At 67.3% G+C, this 21,174-nt stretch carries 21 protein-coding genes; 15 read left to right on the forward strand and 6 right to left on the reverse strand.

What is annotated here, in order from left to right:
• Positions 1-66: 66 nt before the first annotated feature.
• Positions 67-1,584 (forward strand): hypothetical protein, encoded by a 1,518-nt coding sequence (locus tag EXQ71_05720; protein MSO87001.1) that lies wholly within the window; start codon positions 67-69, stop codon positions 1,582-1,584.
• On the opposite strand, the gene EXQ71_05725 is transcribed toward EXQ71_05720, so the two are convergent.
• Entirely contained in the window at positions 1,581-2,075 is a 495-nt protein-coding gene (locus EXQ71_05725) for a hypothetical protein (protein ID MSO87002.1), read from the reverse strand. The two genes, EXQ71_05720 and EXQ71_05725, sit on opposite strands and share 4 nt — an antisense overlap.
• A 100-nt stretch (positions 2,076-2,175) precedes the next feature.
• Between EXQ71_05725 and EXQ71_05730 the strand changes: the two genes are divergently transcribed.
• The gene (locus EXQ71_05730) at positions 2,176-3,324 is read left to right on the forward strand and encodes an ADP-forming succinate--CoA ligase subunit beta (protein ID MSO87003.1); all 1,149 of its coding nucleotides are present in this window, start codon (positions 2,176-2,178) and stop codon (positions 3,322-3,324) included.
• Between the two features lie 10 nt (positions 3,325-3,334).
• Positions 3,335-4,231 carry a succinate--CoA ligase subunit alpha gene (sucD, locus tag EXQ71_05735; protein ID MSO87004.1) on the forward strand — a complete coding sequence of 299 codons (897 nt, stop codon included), beginning with the start codon at positions 3,335-3,337 and terminating at the stop codon, positions 4,229-4,231.
• A gap of 98 nt (positions 4,232-4,329) precedes the next feature.
• On the opposite strand, the gene EXQ71_05740 is transcribed toward sucD, so the two are convergent.
• Positions 4,330-4,800 (reverse strand): hypothetical protein, encoded by a 471-nt coding sequence (locus EXQ71_05740; GenBank protein ID MSO87005.1) that lies wholly within the window; start codon positions 4,798-4,800, stop codon positions 4,330-4,332.
• Between the two features lie 139 nt (positions 4,801-4,939).
• On the opposite strand from EXQ71_05740, the gene EXQ71_05745 reads away from it, so the two are divergent.
• The 5 genes from EXQ71_05745 to EXQ71_05765 all read left to right on the forward strand — a co-directional run bounded on the left by EXQ71_05745 (position 4,940) and on the right by EXQ71_05765 (position 9,620).
• Positions 4,940-5,503: a phosphoribosylglycinamide formyltransferase gene (locus tag EXQ71_05745; protein MSO87006.1), complete on the forward strand. Its 564-nt coding sequence runs from the start codon at positions 4,940-4,942 to the stop codon at positions 5,501-5,503.
• Positions 5,504-5,510: 7 nt separating this feature from the next.
• Complete coding sequence (gene purH, locus EXQ71_05750; protein ID MSO87007.1) at positions 5,511-7,049, forward strand: bifunctional phosphoribosylaminoimidazolecarboxamide formyltransferase/IMP cyclohydrolase; 1,539 nt, start codon at positions 5,511-5,513, stop codon at positions 7,047-7,049.
• A 45-nt stretch (positions 7,050-7,094) separates the two neighbouring features.
• Complete coding sequence (locus EXQ71_05755; GenBank protein MSO87008.1) at positions 7,095-7,958, forward strand: bifunctional 5,10-methylenetetrahydrofolate dehydrogenase/5,10-methenyltetrahydrofolate cyclohydrolase; 864 nt, start codon at positions 7,095-7,097, stop codon at positions 7,956-7,958.
• A gap of 47 nt (positions 7,959-8,005) precedes the next feature.
• Positions 8,006-8,698 (forward strand): class I SAM-dependent methyltransferase, encoded by a 693-nt coding sequence (locus EXQ71_05760; GenBank protein MSO87009.1) that lies wholly within the window; start codon positions 8,006-8,008, stop codon positions 8,696-8,698.
• Between the two features lie 64 nt (positions 8,699-8,762).
• Positions 8,763-9,620 (forward strand): 5,10-methylenetetrahydrofolate reductase, encoded by an 858-nt coding sequence (locus tag EXQ71_05765; GenBank protein MSO87010.1) that lies wholly within the window; start codon positions 8,763-8,765, stop codon positions 9,618-9,620.
• 27 nt (positions 9,621-9,647) lie between these two features.
• Here EXQ71_05765 and EXQ71_05770 read toward each other — a convergent pair whose 3' ends face one another.
• Positions 9,648-11,873: an NADP-dependent isocitrate dehydrogenase gene (locus EXQ71_05770; protein ID MSO87011.1), complete on the reverse strand. Its 2,226-nt coding sequence runs from the start codon at positions 11,871-11,873 to the stop codon at positions 9,648-9,650.
• On the opposite strand from EXQ71_05770, the gene EXQ71_05775 reads away from it, so the two are divergent.
• Complete coding sequence (locus EXQ71_05775) at positions 11,854-13,395, forward strand: site-specific DNA-methyltransferase (GenBank protein MSO87012.1); 1,542 nt, start codon at positions 11,854-11,856, stop codon at positions 13,393-13,395. The genes EXQ71_05770 and EXQ71_05775 overlap by 20 nt on opposite strands.
• A gap of 11 nt (positions 13,396-13,406) precedes the next feature.
• Complete coding sequence (locus tag EXQ71_05780; protein MSO87013.1) at positions 13,407-14,408, forward strand: hypothetical protein; 1,002 nt, start codon at positions 13,407-13,409, stop codon at positions 14,406-14,408.
• A gap of 9 nt (positions 14,409-14,417) precedes the next feature.
• On the opposite strand, the gene EXQ71_05785 is transcribed toward EXQ71_05780, so the two are convergent.
• A complete protein-coding gene (locus EXQ71_05785) occupies positions 14,418-14,900 on the reverse strand; it encodes an SRPBCC family protein (protein ID MSO87014.1) in 483 nt (160 codons plus the stop codon).
• A 76-nt stretch (positions 14,901-14,976) separates the two neighbouring features.
• Here EXQ71_05785 and EXQ71_05790 point away from each other — a divergent pair, with 76 nt between their 5' ends.
• Positions 14,977-16,404: an aldehyde dehydrogenase family protein gene (locus tag EXQ71_05790; GenBank protein MSO87015.1), complete on the forward strand. Its 1,428-nt coding sequence runs from the start codon at positions 14,977-14,979 to the stop codon at positions 16,402-16,404.
• 152 nt (positions 16,405-16,556) lie between these two features.
• The gene (locus tag EXQ71_05795; GenBank protein ID MSO87016.1) at positions 16,557-17,546 is read left to right on the forward strand and encodes a malate dehydrogenase; all 990 of its coding nucleotides are present in this window, start codon (positions 16,557-16,559) and stop codon (positions 17,544-17,546) included.
• 20 nt (positions 17,547-17,566) lie between these two features.
• On the opposite strand, the gene EXQ71_05800 is transcribed toward EXQ71_05795, so the two are convergent.
• Positions 17,567-18,028, reverse strand: coding sequence for a hypothetical protein (locus EXQ71_05800; GenBank protein ID MSO87017.1), 462 nt, complete (start codon positions 18,026-18,028; stop codon positions 17,567-17,569).
• Between EXQ71_05800 and EXQ71_05805 the strand changes: the two genes are divergently transcribed.
• Genes EXQ71_05805 through EXQ71_05815 form a run of 3 tightly spaced genes read left to right on the forward strand, consistent with a single transcriptional unit; the run spans position 17,998 to position 20,418 of the window.
• Entirely contained in the window at positions 17,998-18,342 is a 345-nt protein-coding gene (locus tag EXQ71_05805; GenBank protein ID MSO87018.1) for a hypothetical protein, read from the forward strand. The genes EXQ71_05800 and EXQ71_05805 overlap by 31 nt on opposite strands.
• Positions 18,335-19,471 (forward strand): hypothetical protein, encoded by a 1,137-nt coding sequence (locus EXQ71_05810; protein ID MSO87019.1) that lies wholly within the window; start codon positions 18,335-18,337, stop codon positions 19,469-19,471. The genes EXQ71_05805 and EXQ71_05810 overlap by 8 nt, the downstream gene beginning before the upstream one ends.
• A complete protein-coding gene (locus EXQ71_05815; protein ID MSO87020.1) occupies positions 19,468-20,418 on the forward strand; it encodes a hypothetical protein in 951 nt (316 codons plus the stop codon). Before EXQ71_05810 ends, EXQ71_05815 begins: the two co-directional genes overlap by 4 nt.
• 6 nt (positions 20,419-20,424) lie before the next feature.
• Here the strand turns inward: EXQ71_05815 and EXQ71_05820 are convergent, their stop codons facing one another.
• Positions 20,425-21,141: a 4'-phosphopantetheinyl transferase superfamily protein gene (locus tag EXQ71_05820; protein MSO87021.1), complete on the reverse strand. Its 717-nt coding sequence runs from the start codon at positions 21,139-21,141 to the stop codon at positions 20,425-20,427.
• Positions 21,142-21,174 lie beyond the last annotated feature (33 nt).

Consider the following 21,174-nt stretch of genomic DNA (forward strand, 5'->3'; position numbering starts at 1 on the left):
ACCTCACTTCCCCGGCCGGGCAAACCCGGCGCGGGGTGGCGGGCGCCCGCCGTCCCCGGTAGACCAATGCCTATGACCACCAGGTCGCTGGCGCGGGCGGCGCTCCTTTTGAAGCGAGATCTTACGCTGGGCACCCTGGCGGACCGGCTGTCTGAGGTGCATGGCCATCGCGTGCTGGTAACCGAAGCCGATGGGGCCGAGGCCCGCACCTATATCCAGGCTGCCGAGGCGGTGCGACGCTGGGCCGGGGGTATCGCCGAGCGCACCTCGCCGGGTGATGTGGTGGTGGTGGCCACCCCCAATGGGTACGAGCAAGTGTTGCTCTGTTGCGCCATTTCTCGGGCCGGGGCCATCCCATCGCCCATCAACGACCAGATGACCCCGGATGAGGTCGCCCACATCGTGCAGGATTCCGGCGCGGTGCTCGTAGTGCAGGCGGCCGCCGAGTTGGACGCGGCGGCGCCGATGGAGCGCCCTTACCCCTCGCGCTCCGAGGAGGTCGCGGCGTTGTTCTACACCTCGGGCACCACCGGCCAACCCAAGGGCGCCGCTCTCACCCATCGGGGGTTGGTGGGTCAGTGGAGCACTGCGGCGGTGTGGCCCACGCGCCTGCATCGCGACGAAGCGGTGATTGCCTTGCCCGTGGCTCACATCATGGGGTTTGCGGTGCTGATCGGGTTGGCCGTGGCCGGCATCCCTACCTACTTCCTGCCCACCTTCAACCCGTTGGTGGTGTTGCAGGCCATCGAGACCCGCCGGGCCACGATCTTCGTGGGCGTACCGGCGATGTACCGGATGCTGGAGGAGGCCGGGGCGGTGGAGCGCGATCTGACCAGCGTGCGCGTGTGGGCATCGGGTGCCGATGCGATGCCGCGCGAGTTGGCCGAGCGCTTCCAGAAGATGGGGGCCACGGTCACCCTTCCGTTGCTGGGGGCCATCGGTCAGGCCACGTTCGCGGAGGGCTACGGGATGGTGGAGGTAGGAGGCGGCGTGGCCGCCAAGGTGATGCCGCCGTATCTCCAACGGCTCTCGGGTTCGCTCGGCCATGCCCTTGGTTTCGCTCTGCCGGGGTACGAGCTGCGCATCGTCGATGAGGCCGGGGTGGCACAGCGCAGTGGTGCGGTGGGCGAACTGCAGGTGCGGGGGCCGGGTGTTCTTAAGGCCTACTGGGGCGACGAGGAGGCCACCGATGCGGTGATCACCGTCGACGGTTGGCTGCGTACCGGGGACCTGGCCCGTAAGGGCATCTTGGGACTCTTGGTGTTCGAGGGTCGGAGCAAGCACGTGATCAAGCGCGGCGGCTACAGCGTGTACGCCCTGGAGGTGGAGCAATCCTTGGAGCAGCACCCGGCGGTGCTCGAAGCGAGCGTGGTGGGCTTGCCCGATGAGCGACTCGGTGAGGTTCCGGTGGCGGCGGTTCGCCTGCGGGCCGGCAGCACGTTGCGCAAGGCCCGCCTCGAGGCCTATGCCGCCGAGCACCTCGCCGAGTACAAACGGCCCACCCGTTATCTCGTGGTTGACGAACTTCCCCGTACCGGCACCCGCAAGGTGCAGAAGTCGGCCTTGTTGGCGCTGTTCGCTTAGCCCCTCTGCGGTGGGGCGGTGGTGGTGGTCAAGCCGTTCAGATTCACCAGCACCCGTCCATCTTCAACGGTGGTGGGGTATTGCCGCAGGCCCTTGCCCCCGAGGGGGTAGGTGATGGCCCGATCGCAGGCGTTCTCCAGGATCTTGGCGTCCCGGTCGATCTCGACGAGGCAACTGGGATCGTCGGGGTCGAAGGCCCCGAAGGCCACCCAGCCGGTGGCGGGATCGTCGCCGAGGTGGGTGACGAACAGGGGTCGGCCGCCGGTCACCAGATCGGCGTAGAGGAAGGGCAGGTTGTCGCTGTTGCTGATTTCTTCCGCCAGTCGCTCGCTCTGCCCGGCGTCGAAGCGTTCGTCGCCCAGTTGGATGCTCACATCGCCGCGACTGGCGGCCTGAGCCACGAGGAATGCCAGCGCGAGGGCCACGATCACGGCTACCCCGGCCACGAGCAGGGCCTTGCCCGCGTGGCCTTGACTTTGGGAGACGGGCATCAGCCGATGCAACTCGACTGGCAGGAGGTGATCGGCATCCCTCTAGTATCGACCGACTTGACGCCACGTCGGAAACCGAACGATCTGCCGGGAGCAGCGCATGGACCTCTACGAGTACCAGGGAAAGCAGTTTTTCGCGAGCTACGGGATTCCCGTTAGTCCCGGCGAGGCGGTGACCACGGTCGACGACGCGGTGGCGGCGGCCGAGAAGATCGGCTACCCGGTGGTGGTCAAAGCCCAGGTGCAGGTGGGGGGCCGGGGGAAAGCGGGGGGCATCAAACTCGCCCACGACGCGTCGGAGGTGCGTACCCACGCCGGGAACATCATTGGGATGGACATCAAGGGCCACACGGTGGAGATCGTGTGGGTCGAACTCGCCTCGGACATCGCCGAGGAGTACTACGCCAGTTTCACCCTCGACCGATCGGCCAAGCAGCACCTCGGCATGTTGTCGGCCCAGGGGGGAGTGGAGATCGAGGCCGTGGCGGAAACCGACCCCGATGCCATCGCCAAGATCTGGATCGACCCCGTGGATGGGCTCACCGTCGCCGCCGCCCGGGCGTGGGTGGAAGCCGCCCATCTCAACCCGGCCGCCACGGAGGGCACCGTGGACATCCTCCGCAAGCTCTACGTGGCCTACACCGAAGGCGATGCCGACCTCGCGGAGATCAACCCGCTGATCCTCACGCCCACCGGCGAGGTACACGCCCTCGACGCCAAGGTCACCCTCGACGACAACTCGGTGTTCCGCCACCCGGAGTACGCGCCCTACACCGCGACCCAGGTGCGGGACGACCGAGAGCAAGCCGCCCACGACAAGGGATTGCAGTACGTCGGCCTCGACGGGTTCGTGGGCGTGATCGCCAACGGGGCCGGCCTGGCCATGTCTACCGTCGACATCGTGAATCAGGTGGGCGGTAAGCCGGCCAACTTCCTGGACATCGGCGGTGGCGCCAATGCCGACGTGATGGCCGGTGCCCTCGAGGTCATCACCAACGACCCCAACGTGCGGTCGATCTTCATCAACATCTTCGGCGGAATCACCAAGGGCGATGAGGTGGCCAACGGCATTATCACCGCCATGGGGCGCGTGAAGATCACCGTGCCCATCGTGATCCGGCTCGACGGCACCAACGCCGACGAGGGCCGTGCCCTGCTCGAACCCCATCTGTCCGACATGCTGCAACTCAAGCCCACCATGGTGGAAGCCGCCGAAGCCGTCGTCGCCGCCGCCGGCGCCGGAAAGTAGGAGATGATTCATGGCTATTTTCGTAGATGACAAGACCAAGGTCGTGTACCAGGGCCTCACGGGGGCCCAGGGCAAGTTCTATGGCCTGCTGAACCGCCACTACGGCACCCAGGTGGTTGCGGGCACGAACCCGAAGAAGGCGGGCTCAGACGTTGAGGGCATCCCCGTGTACGCGTCGGTGGCCGAGGCGGTGGCGGCGACGGGGGCTACGGCGTCGTGCATCTTCATCCCGGCCCCGGGGGTCAAGGATGCCGTGATCGAGGCGGCCGAAGGGGGGGTGACGCTCATCGTGGCGATCACCGAGGGCGTACCGGCCCAGGATGAGGCCTGGTTCTTCAACAAACTGGCTCGGGACTTCCCCGCGGTGCGGCTGCTCGGGCCCAACTGCCCCGGCATTATTAGTCCCGGTAAGGCCAACATCGGCATTACCGCTGGTCATATCGCCAAGGCCCCGGTGGAAGGGCGCCCCAACGTGGGCATCGTGAGCCGCTCGGGCACGCTCACCTACCAGGCCCTGTACGAGTTGAAACTGAACGACATCGGCGTCACCACCTGCGTGGGGATCGGGGGCGATCCCGTGCCGGGCACCAGTTTCATTGATTGCCTCGCGGCCTTCGAGGCCGATCCGGACACGAAAGCGGTGATGATGATCGGCGAGATCGGTGGTTCCGCGGAAGAAGAGGCCGCCGTCTTCATCGCCGACAAGATGACCAAGCCGGTGGTGTCCTACATCGCGGGGGTCACGGCTCCGCCGGGTAAGAAGATGGGCCATGCCGGGGCCATCGTGTCGGGGGGCAAGGGCACGGCGGCGGCCAAACAGGAAGCGCTCCTGGCGGCGGGCGTGCGCATCGGTCAGAACCCCACCGAGGCCGGTACGTTGATGGTCGAGGTCGTCCAGGATCTGTAGGCGAGTTGGTTGGCCTCGTTCCGGATGGGGGACGGGCGGACGCGGTGAGGCCCCGGCCGGAGCCGGGGCCTCACCATGAGAACGGGGTCAGCGCTGGATCAGAATGGGGCGTTGCCGGGCGGCGGCGGCGCCGCCGGGAGGGCGTCGTCACCCTCCTTGAGCTTCAGGAAGCCACCGGCCGCCAAGCCGAGCGCGGCCAGGGTGGCGAGGAAGAGTCCGAAGGCCCGCTTCACAAGCTCCGACGGATCCTCCCCGATGATTAGTTTGAGGACGACGAGCAGGGCCGCCAGGGTGCCCAGGCCAAGGAAGAACTGGCTCATGGGCACCGGGAGGGTGGGCATTTTCACGTCGAAGAGTTTCGTGGCGATGACCAAACCGGCCAGGACGAGGCCGATCAGCATCGGCAGGGTGGCCCAGAGGAAACCCACGTCGCTTCCGCTGGCGGTGACGGAACCGGCTCCAGAAAATGGGAAGTCAACTTTGAACCAGGGCAGGAAGTAGGCGATGAATAAGACGATCCCCGACCCGGCGATCACCTTGTCACTGACGGTAAGTTTGTTCAGGTCCATTGGGTTCGCTTCCGTTAGGCAATGGGCTTCATCGGCAAGGGTAACCTTGTGTTTGGGGCGCTTTGTGGATGATCGGGCGCTCCGATTGTCTGGTGGGCCGACGGTGGGAGGCGAGTAGGTTCGCGATGTGCGCATCGCCGTGTTGGCTTCCGGCAGTGGAACCCTCCTCCAATCGATCTTGTCGCAGGACATCCCGGTCGATCTCGTGGTGGTCGATCGCCCCTGCCCGGCCACGGAGGTAGCGGTGGCGGCCGGGGTGAGAGCCGAACTGCTGGAGCGGGCCAGTTACGGGACCCACTTCGACCGAGACGGCTACACCGCCGCGATGGTGGCGGTCCTGCGGGCCTACGAGGTGGAACTGGTGGTGATGGCGGGCTTCGGTACCGTCTTCGGTGAAGCCATCCACACGGCCTTTCCGTCCCGCATCCTCAACACCCATCCGGCCCTCCTGCCAAGTTTCAAGGGGTGGCATGGGGTGCGCGATGCTCTGGCCTACGGCGTGAAGGTCTCCGGCTGCACCATCCACGTGGCTACCCTGGCGGTAGATGCCGGTCCGATCCTCGCTCAAGAGGCCGTACCGGTGCTCCCCGGCGACAACGAAGCCGCCCTCCACGAGCGGATCAAGGCCGTGGAACGTCGCCTCTATCCCCAGACCATCCGGGCGGTCCTCTCCGACCCCTCCCTCCTCCAGAAAGCGATGTGAACGCGCCATGCGCGCCCTGCTCTCCGTGTACGACAAATCCGGCATCGTCGAACTCGCCCGCGACCTTCGCGGCATGGGCTGGGACCTGATCTCCAGCGGCGGAACCGCCCAGGCCCTGCGCGACGCCGACCTCGCCGTCACCGACGTGGCCGATCTCACCGGCTTCCCCGCGATCCTGGGGCACCGGGTGGTAACGCTGCACCCGAAAGTGCACGGCGGGATCCTGGCGGACCGGCGCAACCCCGATCACCAAAGCGACATGTCCACCTACGGCATCGATCCAATCGACCTCGTGGTGTCCAATCTCTACCCCTTCGGAGCCGACACGTCGTCGTTCGAGCACGGTGCCACCCGGGCCGAAGAGCTCATCGACATCGGTGGCCCCGCCATGATCCGCGCCGCCGCTAAGAACTTCAAGGACGTGGGCATCCTGACGCAGCCGTCGGACTATCAGCGGGTGGTGGACGAACTGCGGGCCGGTGGGGTGCTCACCGACGACACGAAGCGGGCGCTGGCCCGCAAGGCTTTTGCCCATACTGCTGCCTATGACGCCTCGATCGTGGAGTGGTTCGACGAGGTATCCGGCGTTCCCCTCCCGCCCACCTTGCATCTCGCCCTGGAGCGGGTGCAGGACCTGCGCTATGGCGAGAACCCTCATCAGACCGGCGCCCGCTATCGCGAGATGGGCTCCACGTCGTGGTGGGATGACGTGAAGCAGCACGGTGGCTTGGCGCTGAGCTACCTCAACTTGTTCGATGCCGATGCCGCCTGGGGACTCGCCAATGACCTCGCCGCCACCTTCGGCCAGCCCGCAGTGGCCATCATCAAGCACGCCAACCCGTGTGGGGCCGCCATTGCTCCGAGTTTGGCTGCGGCCTACCAGAGGGCCTTCGAGTGCGACGAGCGCTCGGCCTTCGGGGGGATCGTGGCCTTGTCGCATCCGGTGGACGACGCCACCGTGGCGCGCATGGTGGCCGCCGCCCAGGCCGACGTGGTGATTGCGCCGGGCTACGGCCCGGGAGTGATCGAGGCGCTCACCGCCAAGCGCAAGAACACGCGCTTGCTCACCGCCGCTCCGCCCCGGCCCGATACCCATCAGATTCGCCAGCTCACCGGCTCCTGGCTGGTGCAGGACGCCCATCACTTTGCCGCCCCCCGAGCCAACTGGTCGGTGGTCACCCAGCGCCAACCCACCGACGCGCAGTGGGCCGATGCCGAGTTGGCCTGGCGCCTGGTGGGATGGGTGAAGAGCAATTCGATCGTGCTGGTGAAAGACGGCGTGGCCTGGGGCATCGGCGCGGGGCAGCAGAACCGCGTCGAGGCCGGGGAGATCGCCGCCACCAAAGCCGCCCACCGGGCGGCCGGGGGTGCGTGTGCGAGCGACGCCTTCTACCCCTTCCCCGATGGCATCGAGGCCGCCGCGGCGGCGGGCGTGGCCGTGGTGATCCAACCGGGTGGTTCAGTAAAAGACGATGCCACCATCGCCAAAGCCGACGAACTCGGCCTGGCGATGGTCTTTACCGGCGAGCGCCACTTCCTGCACTAGGAGGCGGTCGGGGTAGGGGTCCCCGCCGCGCCTAGCGTGGGCCGCATGAGCGCTGTGATGATGCCGGGAGCACCGGTGGCTGAGGCGGTATTCACCAACCTGGCCCCCCGCATCGCCGCGTTGGTCGCGGCGGGCCACCCAGTGGGGCTGGGCACGATCCTCATTGGCTCCGACGGTGCCTCGGCGGGCTACATCCGCATGAAGCAGGAGCGGGCCACCTCTCTCGGTATGACCGCACCGCATGTGCATCTCGGCGACGATGCCACCCAGGCGGAGGTACTCGACGCCATTGGGGAGATGAACAACGACGATGCCGTGATGGGTCTGCTGCTGCAATACCCCACCCCGGCGCAGATAGATTTTGACGCCGCCTTGCTGGCCATCGACCCCGCCAAGGATGTCGATGGGCTCCATCCCCTCAACGTGGGACGACTGGCGTTGGGAATGCCTGGTCCGGTGTCGTGCACCCCGGCCGGTATCGAGGCGCTGCTGGCCCACTACAACATCCCGGTATCGGGTCGGGGCGTATGCATCCTTGGTCGGGGCACCACCCTCGGTCGTCCGCTGGCGCTGCTGTTGTCACAAAAGCGGGCCACCGCCAACGCCGCCGTCACCGTGGTGCACACCGGTGTGCCCGACTGGCCGGAGTACACCAAGCGAGCCGACATCGTGATCGCCGCCGCCGGCGTGCCGGGCATCCTGCGCCCGGAACACCTCACTCCCGGCGTGGTGGTGGTGGGCGGCGGCGTGCGCTACGAGGGGCGCACCCTTCTGCCCGATGTCGACGAGGCCTGTGAGGACGTGGCCGGGTGGATCACCCCCCGCCTGGGTGGAGTGGGACCCACCACCATCGCCATGCTCTTCCGCAACCTCGTCGAGGCCGCTGAGCGCCGAGCGGCGCGTGACTGAGACGGCGGGTTGGCTCGCCGACACGCGCTCCGCTCTTGGTAGCAGTCGTGCCGGCCGATGACGGGAGCGCGCTAGTGGCGGGCTCCCTCACCGAGCTCCCGCCCATCGACATCGCCGGTCACGAGCCGACGACCCGTGGCAACGTCGAGCACCCGATGCGGATCATGACGCGGCGGGCGGCTGGCCTGCACCCGGGTGGGTGGGACGACGCCGCCCGCGCCGAGGTGGCGGCGTTCTTCGACGGGCTGGCCCCCGAGTGGCACTTCCGTACCTCGCCCCAACGCCATGCGGTCGTCACCGACGCGCTGACCCGGGGGTTGCCGAGGGATCTCGGCGGGGCGGACGTGTGCGTGGAACTGGGCAGCGGCATCGGGGCCTACACACCGCGGCTGGCGGAGCATTGGCCGCGGGTGCTGGCGGTGGAGGTCGCCCTCGAGATGCTGCGGCTCGCCCCTGCCGGGCCCGGCCATCGCCTGCTGGCCGACGGCGCGCACCTCCCGCTGGCCGACGGCGTCGCCAGCGCCGTCGTGCTGGTCAACTGCTTCTTGTTCCCCCACGAGGTCGACCGGGTGCTGGCCCCCGACGGCATCCTCGTGTGGGTCAACAGCAGTGGCGACGAGACCCCCATCCACCTGCCGCCGGAGGACGTCGTGGCGGCCATGCCTGGTGGATGGACCGGTGTGCAGAGCAGCGCCGGCGCAGGGATCTGGTCGGTCGTCCGTCGCCACCGCAACCCGTGAAAGGCACCAACGGGCCGATCGGACCTGGCCCGACGTCGGGCCCTGGGCGTAGCGTGGTCAACCCATGACGCGCATCGCCGACCTCCTCGCCGCCGGGCCGACGCTGTCTTTCGAGTTGTTCCCACCCAAGACCGATGAAGCCGAGCGGTTGTTAGCGCAGGCAGTGGTGGAGTTGGCCGAGCTCCGCCCGTCGTTCGTGTCGGTCACCTACGGCGCCCTCGGCAGCACCCGGGAGCGCACGCGCGATCTCGTGACGGCGATCAACGACGATCAGGTGTTCCCGGCGATGCCCCACCTCACCTGCGTGGGGCACAGCCGAGCCGACATCGCGGAGTTGCTGGACCACTACGCCCATCATGGGGTCGAGAACATCCTGGCGCTCGGCGGGGATCCGCCCGCCGATGGTTCGGAGGCCGGCGGCGACTACGCCCACGCGTCGGAACTGGTGGATCAGGTGCGGGAACACCCGGCGGGCTTCTGCGTGGCGGTGGCGGCCCATCCTGAGGTGCACCCTCGCTCGCCGGATCGGCCCAGCGATCGTCGGTACCTCGCCGCCAAGCTGCAGCAGGCCGACTTCGCCATGACCCAATTTTTCTTCTCGGTCGACGATTACCTGCGGTTGGTCGACGACGTGGCCGAGTTGGGTTGCGATCGGCCGATCCTGCCGGGGGTCATGCCGGTGGCCAACGTGAAGGGTCTGATCCGCATGGCCGGTATGAACGCCACTGACATTCCGGCTCCACTGCTCGAACGTCTTCTGGCGGTGGAGGATCAGCCGGAGGAGGTCCGCAAGATTGGGGTCGAGGTGGCCAGTGAGTTGGGGGCGGTGCTGCTGGCCGCCGGGGCCCCCGGGCTGCATCTGTACGCGCTGAACCGCAGCGAGTCCGTGCGCGAGATCCACGCCAACCTGGCCCGGGGCTAACCCTCGGCCCCGTCACGGGTGGCGGAATTATTGGATGAGCGCCAGCGCGTCGGTGAAGGTCGCGCTCGGGCGCATGGTGGCGGCGGCGGTGGTGGGATCGGGGCGGTAGTAGCCGCCCAAATCTACGGGGGCACCCTGCACCTCCAGTAGTTCGGCGCTGATGGTGGCCTCGGCGGCGGCGAGGCGCTCGGCGAGGGGGGCGAAGGCGGCGGCGAGATCGCTCTCGGCGGTCTGGGTAGCTAGTTCCTGAGCCCAGTAGAGAGCCAGGTAGTAGTGGCTGCCGCGATTGTCGATTTCGTGGACCTCGCGGCTCGGCGACCTGTCCTCGTTGAGGAATCGGCCGGTGGCGCGGTCGAGGGTGTCGGCTAGTACCTGGGCGCTCGGGTTGCCGGTGGTGGTGGCGAAGTGCTCGAAGGACACGGCGAGGGCCAGGAACTCCCCGAGGGAGTCCCAGCGGAGGTGGTTTTCCTTCACGAGTTGCTGCACATGTTTGGGAGCAGACCCACCGGCTCCGGTTTCGAAGAGACCGCCGCCGTTCATGAGCGGCACGACGGAAAGCATTTTGGCGCTGGTGCCGAGTTCGAGGATGGGGAACAAGTCGGTGAGGTAGTCGCGCAGCACGTTCCCGGTGACCGAGATCGTGTCCTCTCCCCTCCGGATGCGGCGAAGGGACAAGGCCATGGCATCCACCGGCGCCATGATCTCGATCTGAAGGCCGGCGGTGTCGTGGTCGGGCAGGTACCGGCGCACCTTGGTGATGAGTTGGGCATCGTGAGCGCGAGCTTCATCGAGCCAGAACACGGTGGGGGAACCGGTGGCCCGGGCCCGGCCCACCGCCAACTTCACCCAGTCTTGGATGGGGAGGTCCTTGGTCTGGCCCATGCGCCAGATGTCGCCGGGTTCCACGGCCTGTTCGAGCAGCCTGATCCCGTCTTGGCTCACTACCCGCACGGTGCCCCGGGCGGGGATCTCGAAGGTCTTGTCGTGAGAGCCGTACTCCTCCGCCGCCTGGGCCATGAGCCCAACGTTGGGCACCGACCCCATGGTGGCTGGGTCGTAAGCGCCGTGGGCACGGCAGTCGTCGATGACCACCTGATAGATCCCCGCGTAACTGCTGTCGGGGATGACGGCTTTGGTGTCTTGGGGGTCGCCGGCGGCGTTCCACATCTGGCCCGAGGTGCGGATCATGGCGGGCATCGACGCGTCCACGATCACATCGCTGGGAACGTGCAGATTCGTGATGCCCCGCGCCGAGTCCACCATGGCCAACCCCGGGCCGTTCGCCAGGCCGTCCTGCACGGCCGTTTCGATGGCCCGTCGCTGATCGGGGGGCAGTTGCTCCACCGCCTCGAGCAGGTTCGTCAACCCATCGCGGGCGTGGATGCCGGCGGCGGCGAGGGTGGCGCCGTGGGTGGCGTACAAGTCGGCGAAGTAGGCCTCGAGGGCATGGCCGAAGATGATCGGGTCCGACACTTTCATCATCGTGGCTTTGAGGTGCACGGAGAACAGCACCCCGGCTGCCTTGGCGTCGGCCACCTGCCCGGTGAGGAACACCACCAGGGCCGCCTTGCTCATGGAGGTGGCGTCGATGATCTCGCCGTCGAGGAGCGCCATACCGTCCTTGAGCACCGTGATGGTGCCATCTTCTCCGGCGAACTCGATGCGCACCGAGGCGGCGTGCGTCATGGTCATGGAGTGTTCGTTGGAGAAGAAGTCGCCGGTGGTCATGTGGCTCACATGGGAGGTGCAGGTGGGTGACCACACCCCCATGGGGTGAGGGTGGGTGCGGGCGTATTGCTTCACCGAGGCGGGGGCCCGGCGGTCGGAGTTGCCCTCTCGCAGCACAGGATTTACGGCGCTGCCTTTGATCTTGTCGTAGCGCGTCCGGGTGGCGGCTTCGACATCGTCGGAGGGGTTCTCGGGGTAGTCCGGCACGGCGTAGCCGCGGGCTTGGAGTTCCTCCACGGCGGCTTTGAGTTGCGGGATCGACGCGCTGATGTTGGGCAACTTGATGATGTTGGCATCGGGCTGCTGGGCGAGGGACCCGAGTTCGGCGAGGTCATCGCTGATGCGCTGGTCTGGGTTGAGATGCTCGGGGAACCCGGCGATGATGCGTCCGGCCAGGGAGATGTTGCGGGTCTCCACGGGTACGCCGGCGGCCGCCGCGTAGGCCTGGATCACCGGCAGCAGTGAATACGTGGCGAGAGCGGGGGCTTCGTCGGTGAAGGTGTAAATGATCTTGGGGTCGGTCATTAGCGGCGAGGATACCCACCTGGGGCGGCGGTGCTCGCGGCCGCGCGGTCCGCTCGGTAGCCTGACCTCGCTGTCACACCCCCTTCCTAGGGTCCTTGGTGTGACGACAGCGACGAGAGGGTTGGCCGTGGTGGACTCAGGCGCGCAGCGCAAGCGAGCGACGTCCACGTCATCGTTCGGGGTGTCGCGGCGCGAAAACCACGACGCCAGCGGCTTCTACGCCCGGTTCAGCGCCCCCACCCTGAGCGACGATGCCTTGGTGGAGCCGGCGGGGGTGGTCGATCAGATCTACCTCGGCGACGCCCGTTCAATGGATCGGGTACGGCCATCCTCGGTGGCCCTGGTGGTTACCTCGCCGCCCTACTTCGCCGGTAAGGCCTATGAAGAAGCACTGGGCGAGGGCCACATCCCCGCCACCTACCTCGACTACCTCACCATGCTCGAAGACGTGTTCGCCGAGTGCGTCAGCAAACTGGAGTCGGGTGGTCGCATTGCCGTGAACGTGGCGAACCTCGGTCGTAAGCCGTACCGGTCCCTCTCGGCCGACGTGATCGGCATCCTGCAGGACCGGTTGGGGCTTCTGCTCCGGGGCGAGGTCATTTGGCGCAAGGCACGCGGCGCCGGTGGCAACTGTGCCTGGGGGTCGTTCAAGAAACCGGCCAATCCGGTGCTGCGGGATGTCACCGAGCGCGTCATCATCGCCAGCAAAGGCCGCTTCGATCGGGCGATCAACCCCACGCAGCGGGCACTGGCGGGCCTTCCCTCTCGCTCCACCACCACGGCCGATGAGTTCATGGAAGCCACGCTCGACGTGTGGGAGTTGGCTCCCGAGAGCGCCACCCGGGTGGGCCATCCCGCCCCGTTCCCCATCGAGTTACCCGAGCGGCTCATCGAGCTCTACACCTACGCCGGGGATGTGGTGCTCGATCCGTTCATGGGCTCGGGAACCACCGCCATCGCGGCGCTGAGAACGGGTCGCCATTACCTCGGCTACGACACCGACGACGGGTACGCCAAGGCGGCCCGGGAGCGCATCGCGGCCGCCGCCACCACCCTGGCGGCTACTCCGGCACCCCCTCGACCGAATAAGGCAACCGCCGATGCCGCCGCCTTGCTGCTGGCGGCCGGGTTCACGCTGGCCGATGCCCAGGCCACCAAGCGGCGGAAGTTTGCCGGCGGGCTCTCGGCCGACTGTCTGGCCACCGACGCGCAAGGGGGCGAGTGGCTGGTGCTGGTCGCTGGCGCCAGCACCGTGGCCCGCAGTGGTCTGCGCCGATCTGATGTGCTGTTTCGCACTCTCGGCGAAGCCGGGGTGCTCACCGCCGCCGGCCATCGGGTGCTGGTACTCACCACCGATTTTCCGGTGAGGGCCTCGTCGGCCCTGGCGGCCGTGCGGGCCGCCCGGGGTGGGGCCCTGGTGGATGCGTTGGAGTTTTCTGCCGATGGGGTTCCTGAACGCCTGGCGGCCTATGCCCGCGGCGGTGTCCACGCGCCGATCGGCGATCTGCTCACCGGGCCCTAACCTCTGCCGCTGTGCCTTCCGCCAAGACCGAGATCACCGAGATTGTGACGGGCCTGGCCATCAGCGGAGCGCCCGATCTCACTGCCGCGCTGGCGGCCCAGGCGGTGGCCAATGTGCCACTGGAGGTCTGGGGCCGTTTGGCTGAGTTGGCCCGGGGGGGTCAGTACCGCGCCGAGTTCGCCGCCGCCTGGGCCAATGGTCAGGCCTTCTTGGCCTCTCCTGATGGCTTGCGGGGCCGACCGCCGCAGATAGTGGAGTGGAAGGGTCCGAGCCGCGCCCCGGGCGACGAAGTGGTTCCGGCCGATCTTCGGGTCGACCACGTCTGGCTCGTGAGTTGCAAGTATCTCTCCAAGGTGCTGGCCAACGCCGCCCCAAGCCGGCTGTTTGATCGGGGCCTGGCGGGAGGCCCGTCGCGCCCGTCGGGCGATTGGTACGAGGAGGTGGCGCCCGATGCGTATCAGGCCTTGTTCGCTTTGGTGCGCCGCGAACTCGGCACCCGCGCCAGCCTTCCGCCGCACGCCGCCGATCTCACGCCGACGCATCGCCGCGAGTTGCGGGCCTACCTCGACGGGGGCTGGTCCCCGGCGGCTCAGGTGGCCTACCGCGCCCTGGCCGAGGTGGTGAGTCAGGTGTCGGCCCAGCGCTGGAAAGCGGCCACGGCCAAGCGAGCCGAGGCCGAGGCGCTGCTGTGGCGGCTCCTGCGTATCGGCAGCGCCCCGTATTTCGTGCTGGGCGCGCAGCGGGATCGCTCCACTCGCCTGCGGGTGATGACCCCCTGGGACTGGCGGCAGGTCTACGAGCTCAAGCGGTTCGATGTGTGGGCCGACGATGCCGGCCAGCCCCAGGTGCGCTGGCAGGCACGCGTGCGCGAGCAGGGCCGCCACGAGGACCACGCTATCGACGGCCACGTGGAGGTGCGCTGGAGCCACGGCCGATTCGGAAAGCCCCCCGAAGCCAAGGCCTATCTCGACACGCCGCACCATCGCGTGCCGGGGTACGTCACCCTGGGGTAGGGAACCGGATCACTCGGCTTCGGCGAGGGCCTTGAGGCGATCGAGGGTGGCCGCCATGCCCGTCCGCATCTCGTCTTCGTGGCCGGTGCCGCCGCCGAGGAACAGGTGGGTGAAGATGCGGGCGACGAGTGGGCGTGGTTTGAAGGCGGTGCGGCTTTCGGTCACCACGGTGGTGGGGCCATCCGCCTCCAGCCGGTAGGTCCAGCGGGTGCCGCTCGGCTGGGTTTCGAAGGCAAATTCCAGGCCCGGCGTGGCTATCACCACCTTGTTTTTGGTGGACCAGCGCATGATGCCTCGCCTATTCCGGCCGGTAAAGGAGGCCCCCACCGCCGCCTTGGTGGCGCCACCCCGCCAATGGCCACCCGTGCACTCCGGGCTCAAGCGACCCATGTGGGCGATGTCGGTGATGATTTCATAAAGGCGGTCAGCCGGCGCCGCGATGAGGCGCGATACCTCGTCGGGGGGCGGGCCATCGTCATTGCTGTGGAGCATGTGCAGACCTTACAGAAGCCGGGATAGCCTGTTGTTCTCGCCGCGTCAGCGGCTCTCAGCCGCAGGGGGATCTGCAATGCTCAACCACGACAAGATGTATATCGACGGGTCCTGGGTGTCGCCGCAGGGAACTGGGTCGATCGATGTCTTCGACTCCACCAATGGTGAAGTTGTTGGCCGCATTCCGAACGGAAACGCGGCCGATGTGGAGGCCGCCGCCCGAGCCGCCTCCGCTGCGTTCCCGGGGTGGTCGGCCAAGAGTGTGGAGGAGCGGGCCAAGTTCTGCCAACAAATCTCTGAGGGCCTCGCCGGTCGCGCCGATGAGATCGCCACCATCATTACCCGCGAGGCGGGCATGCCGAAGTGGCTTAGCCTGATCGTGCAGGCCGGTTTGCCGATCAACGCCTTCGCCACCGCCGGTCATCTGGCGGAGACCTACGAGTACGAGACGACCATCGGGAGCAGCTTGGTGGTCAAAGAGCCGGTCGGGGTAGTGGGGGCCATCACGCCGTGGAACTACCCGCTGAACCAGATCGCCGCCAAGGTGGCCTACGCCATGGCGGCGGGCTGCACGGTGGTACTCAAGCCCAGCGAGGTGGCCCCGCTCGACGCTTTTCTTCTCGCCGAGGTCATCCACGACGTCGGCGTACCGGCGGGGGTGTTCAACCTCGTCAGCGGCACGGGGATCGAGGTAGGCGAAGCCATCTCGCGCCATCCCTTGGTGGACATGATCTCCTTCACCGGCTCCACTCGCGCCGGCAAAGCGGTGGTAGTGGCCGCCAGCGAAACCCTCAAGCGCGTCAGCCTCGAACTCGGTGGGAAGTCGGCCAATATCCTGCTCGACGATCTCGATGACGAGACCTTTGAACGGGCCGTGCGAGATGGGGTGGGCAAGGCCTTCTTGAATTCAGGACAGACCTGCAACGCCCTTACCCGCATGTTGGTTCCGGCCAGCCGCCTAGAGGCCGCCGAGGGGTTCGCGGCCGACGAGGCCGAGACGAAGTTCCGGCCGCAGGATCCCTTCGCCGATTTTGCCATGCTGGGCCCTCTGGCCAGCCAGGCGCAGGTGGACCGAGTGAATAACTACATCCAAAAGGGCATCGACGAGGGCGCCAAGCTCGTCACCGGGGGAACGGGCGTGCCGGAGGGCCTCGAGGTGGGCTACTACGTCAAGCCGACTGTGTTCTCCGAGGTGCGCAACGACATGACCATCGCCCAAGAGGAGATCTTCGGGCCGGTGCTGTCGATTCTTCCCTATGAGACCGAGAGGGAAGCCATCGCCATCGCCAACGACTCTCCCTATGGCCTCGGCGGCGGTGTGTGGGGTGAGAGCGACCGGGCCAAGGCGGTAGCGCACCAGATCCGCACCGGCCAGGTCGAGATAAACGGCGCACCGTTCAATCCCGCGGCTCCCTTTGGCGGCTACAAGCAGTCCGGATATGGCCGGGAACATGGCATACACGGGTTTGAGGAATTCCTCGAGACCAAGTCGATTCAGTTGTAGGGCCAGGGGTGGCCCGGCCCGGTTGGGGTGCGGTGGTGCCGGCCGGCTCTCGCTGACTGGCGCAGCCGGGGTTGGGCACCGCTCAGGGGTAAATCGGCCTTGGCTCACTGCGGTAGCCTCCCTAGGCCCCCCGTCGTAGGAGTAGTCACGTTATGAAGGACCCTGTTCGCGTCGCGGTGACCGGTGCTGCCGGCCAGATCGGCTACTCGTTGCTCTTCCGCATCGCGTCGGGATCAATGTTGGGCCCCGACCAGCCCGTGATTCTGCAGATGCTGGAGATCACGCCTGCCTTGCCATCCTTGGCCGGCGTGGCGATGGAACTCGAGGACTGTGCCTTTCCGTTGCTCGCCGGGATGGTCCAGACCGACGATGCCGATCTGGCCTTCGGCGACGCGGCGGTGGCTCTGCTGGTGGGGGCGATGCCGCGTAAGGACGGTATGGAGCGGGCCGATCTCCTGAGCGCCAACGGCGGCATTTTCAAGCCCCAGGGACAAGCGCTGTCGCGCAGCGCTCACCGGGAGGTGAAGGTGCTCGTGGTGGGTAACCCCGCCAACACCAATGCCCTCATTGCGCAACACAACGCCACCGACCTCGACCCCAGTCGCTTCACCGCCATGGTTCGCCTCGACCACAACCGGGCCGTCGCGCAGTTGGCGGCCAAGGCCGGGGTACACCCCAACGACGTGAAGAAGATGACGATCTGGGGCAACCACTCCGCCACTCAGTACCCCGACATCTTTCACTCTGAGATCGGCGGCCAGTCCGGCTTTTCGGCCGCGGGCTCCGATCAGGTTTGGCTGGAGAGCGAGTTCATCCCCACGGTGCAGCAACGCGGGGCGACGGTGATCAAGGCTCGCGGATTGTCCTCGGCGGCCTCGGCGGCCAACGCGGCCATCGACCATGTGCGTTCGTGGGCGCTAGGCACGCCCGAAGGGGATTGGGTGTCGATGGGCATCGTGAGCGACGGTTCCTACGGCACGCCCGAGGGCATCATTTCCGGTTTCCCTTGCACCTGCAGTAACGGCGACTACTCGATCGTCCAGGGCCTCGACATCAACGACTTCAGCCGTGCCCGCATGGACAAGAGCACGGGCGAACTGGTGGAGGAGCGCGAGGCCGTCCGCCAACTTGGCCTCATCTGAGCTACCGTCGGCCGCCACCTTCACCAGGTGGTGGCGGCGCGCACCGTCGCGAAGGCATCGCCGATCATGGCGAGGTCGCTGACGTGGTTGAGCACGCTGCGGAGGTCGCCACCGAGCTGCACTCGACCATCCATAAACGCCGCCTGCGCTGACAGTGTGCCCTGGGCGATGGCGGCGGCGGTGGGGCGGTCCTGGGTGAAGGAGACATCGGGGTGCTCCACCCGGCCGAGCCGCACCCGACCGTGCCCATCGGCAATCTCAATCACGTAGGCCACCTCCACCTCGTCGTCGCGCACGACCTGTTGCACCACGAGGCGCAGGTCGGTGGGCAGCGCCAGGGTGCGGGCGGCGGCGTCGAGGTCGTTGATCCAGGCGGGGGTGAGGAAGGCAGCCAAGATCGGCGACGTTATCGCCGCCACCCCCCGTCTGCGCCGGGCACTAGGTTCGCCCGGTGGACGAGATCGGACGAGGAGCCAAGGTATTCGACCATGCGCCGGTGCGGGGTCGGTTCATGCCGATGAACTCGCCGGATGACGTGTTGGCGCTGATGGATAGCGGAGCCGAGGGGGTGGTGGCGGTCGTGCGAGATGCCGGGGCCACCTTCCTGGCGCCGATCTACCATGAATTGACGGCCATCATCTGCACCAGTGGCACGGTGCGAAGCCACATCGGCATCGTGAGCCGGGAGTTCCAGGTGCCCTGCGTCATGGGTTGTGCCTTTACCGCCCCCGAACCGGATTATGGCGGTGAGGTGGAACTCGATTGTTCCGGGGCCGAGGCGGTTGTTCGTGGCTGACCTCGCCGATGCCGTAGGTGAGGCCAATCGTCTCATCGGGTACCACGCGCCGATCTCACGGGTCCTCACCACCGAGCGCACCTCGCTCGAGAGCGCCCTGATCCCGGTGACCGCTTACATCGTGGTGGCGTGCGCCGAAGCGTTCCTTCGCTACCCGGAGATGATGCGCACCATCGACGCCGCCATGCCCGCCGAGGAGATCGGCCGCCGGGCCCGCCGTCCTGGCTGCCAGGTCGACCCCTGCTACCTCTGGTCGATCGCCAACTTTTTCCTGTTGGGTCGCAAGATTCTGGCCATGATCGACCCGGCGGCGGATCGGCCGGAGGATACCGCCTACGTGCTCGATTTCTGGGAGCGGGCCGCGTTGGCCTACCGGGGTGATGGCACCCGTCAGGCATGGGACTCGGGCTCTTCGCTCATCTACCCCGGCGCCACCGTGGCGACGCTGATCCAAGGAGCGACACCGCTGTCGGACGACGATCAGCGCGCCGGGGTGAAGCGATTCAATGCCACCCTCGTCAACTACCTGTTCCTGATGTACTTCGACACGCGGGCAGGCTACGGCGACACCGGGCCGTACCCGGTGGCGGGTGCTCCTGGCCACAGCTTGGTCGTGCGCGATTTCTACCGCCTCGGCCACGGTGACTTTCCGTGGTCGGAGGTGGCCCAAGACCTGCCGTATCACCACCTCACGGCGGCGTTGGTGCTCAACGACGTTGAGAGCACCTTCACCGACTTCGGGACCTCCAATCACACGCCGGAGGACTACCTCGACGCGCTGGTGGCCTTCGGGCTTTACACCACTGATGGCCTGGCTCCGGGTGAACTACGAGCGGTCCCGGTCGAGGAGCATGAGGGCATTGTGGCCGCCGTGCGCCGAGCGCAGAGACAGCACTACCGCAACATCGCCGCCATGACCAGGGATGAGAAGATCCGGGCTGGCGCCTATGTGTATTTCACGTTCCTGCGGCCCTTCGCCGAGGAAGCCGGCGTGGCTGATCAACTCGACTGGAGCGTGCCCCGAGACCTGCCGGGGCCGATCTATGAGGTGATGTCGGCGATGGAAGGCGACAATGCCGGCGTGCCCGAGGACGAGGCCTACTATGAGCTCTATCCGGAGAATCCATGACCGCCATGTCTAGCCCCATCGTGCTGACGACGGCCGACGAAAAGGCCCACGCGCCGGGGCTGCCACGCCTGTGGGGTGAGTCCTGGTACTTCGATTTCACCAACCGGGAAGGGACGCTGGGGGGCTATGTGCGCCTCGGGGTGTATCCCAACCTGGGGGTGGCATGGTACTGGGCGTGTCTGGTGGGGGAGGGACGTCCTCTCGTCACCGTGATCGACCATGAGGTGCCAATACCCAAGGCGGGGTCACTGGAGATCCGAACCGATGGTCTGTGGGCCGACCACACCGTGGAGACGCCCTTTGATCACATGAGCCTCGGCTGCGAGGCGTTCGCAGTGGCCGTGGATGATCCCGCTGATGTGTACGGCGATCTGCGCGGCGATCGGGTGCCCTTCGGATTCGATCTTGAGTGGGAGACCGACGGCGGTGTGTACCCGTGGATCGGCACCACCCGCTACGAGGTGCCCTGCAACGTGCACGGCGAAATCTTGGTGGGCGACGAGGTGATCGACTTCGATGGCATCGGGCAGCGGGATCACTCCTGGGGGGTGCGCGATTGGTGGAGCGCCGGTTGGATGTGGACGGCGGGGGGTTTGGACGACGGCACTCGTTTCCACACCACTCGGTTGCGAATCCCGGGCCTGGAGAGTTTTGCCCCCGGCTATGTGCAGGCTCCTGGTGGCCGGCCGGTGCAGATCCAATCCTGCACGGCGGAGGAGGAACTGGGGCCCCACGGGTTCCCCACCGCCGCCCATCTCACCTGTGGCGAACTCGATCTGGCGGTGGAGCCCGTGGCGTTCAGTCCGGTTCATCTGATCGATGACGACGGCACCGGGCCGCGCCATGCCCGCTTTCCCAGGGCCCTGTGTCGCTTCGAGGCGAGTGATGGACGCACCGGGGTGGGCTGGACCGAGTGGAACCAACCCCCGCCTCTCGACGCCCCCTGAGGTCGCTCAGCTGATCTGGCTCAGGTCGGTCATGGTCACCGGGAGGGTGGGGGGCCCAGGGGCCCCGATGGCCAGTGCGGCGCCGTAGCCGGGTATTCCCTGGAGGTCGATGATGGTGAAGTCGGCCAGCCCGGTAGGGCCGTGGAGAAGTTGGGCGGGTTCCCACGGGGCGCTCACCACCACTTGGTGCGGGTCGATCCGCAGGCCCACCCCGGCGGCCTTTAGAACGGCCTCTTTGCGTACCCACCAGCGGACGAGGGCGTCGGGGCGTTCGGCGGCGGGTCGGGCGGCCAGCAGGGCCTGCTCGCCGGCGGACAGTGCGAGACGCTCCACACCCGCCCGCACCCCGCCCCAGGGTTCGAGATCCACTCCTAGCGGTACGTCGCTGACGGCCGCCAGCACGGCGTCAGCAGCGTGCGACAGGCTCACCTCGGGGCCCGGATCGCCCTCCACGAGCACGCGAGGGCGGCCGTGGGCCTCGCCGCACTGCTCGCAGTGCTGCACCAGAGTCACCGATGATGGAGCGACCCCGGTAGCTTCCGCCACCGTCACCCGTACCAGCACGTGCGCAGCGCGGAAGCGCGCTCGGTCCTGTGGACGAGCAAAAGCGGCCAGGCGCGATCGCTCGGAATCGCCTAGGAGCGCCTCGCTCGCATCGGGCGCGTCCGCCCGGGACCATCGAAGCAGCGCCTGAACCACGGTCTGACCGTAGCCACTGATGATCTGACGGCGGTGGGCGCGATCACTAGGTTCTCG

The organism is Acidimicrobiia bacterium (assembly GCA_009694375.1).
Taxonomy (GTDB): domain Bacteria; phylum Actinomycetota; class Acidimicrobiia; order Acidimicrobiales; family VFJN01; genus VFJN01.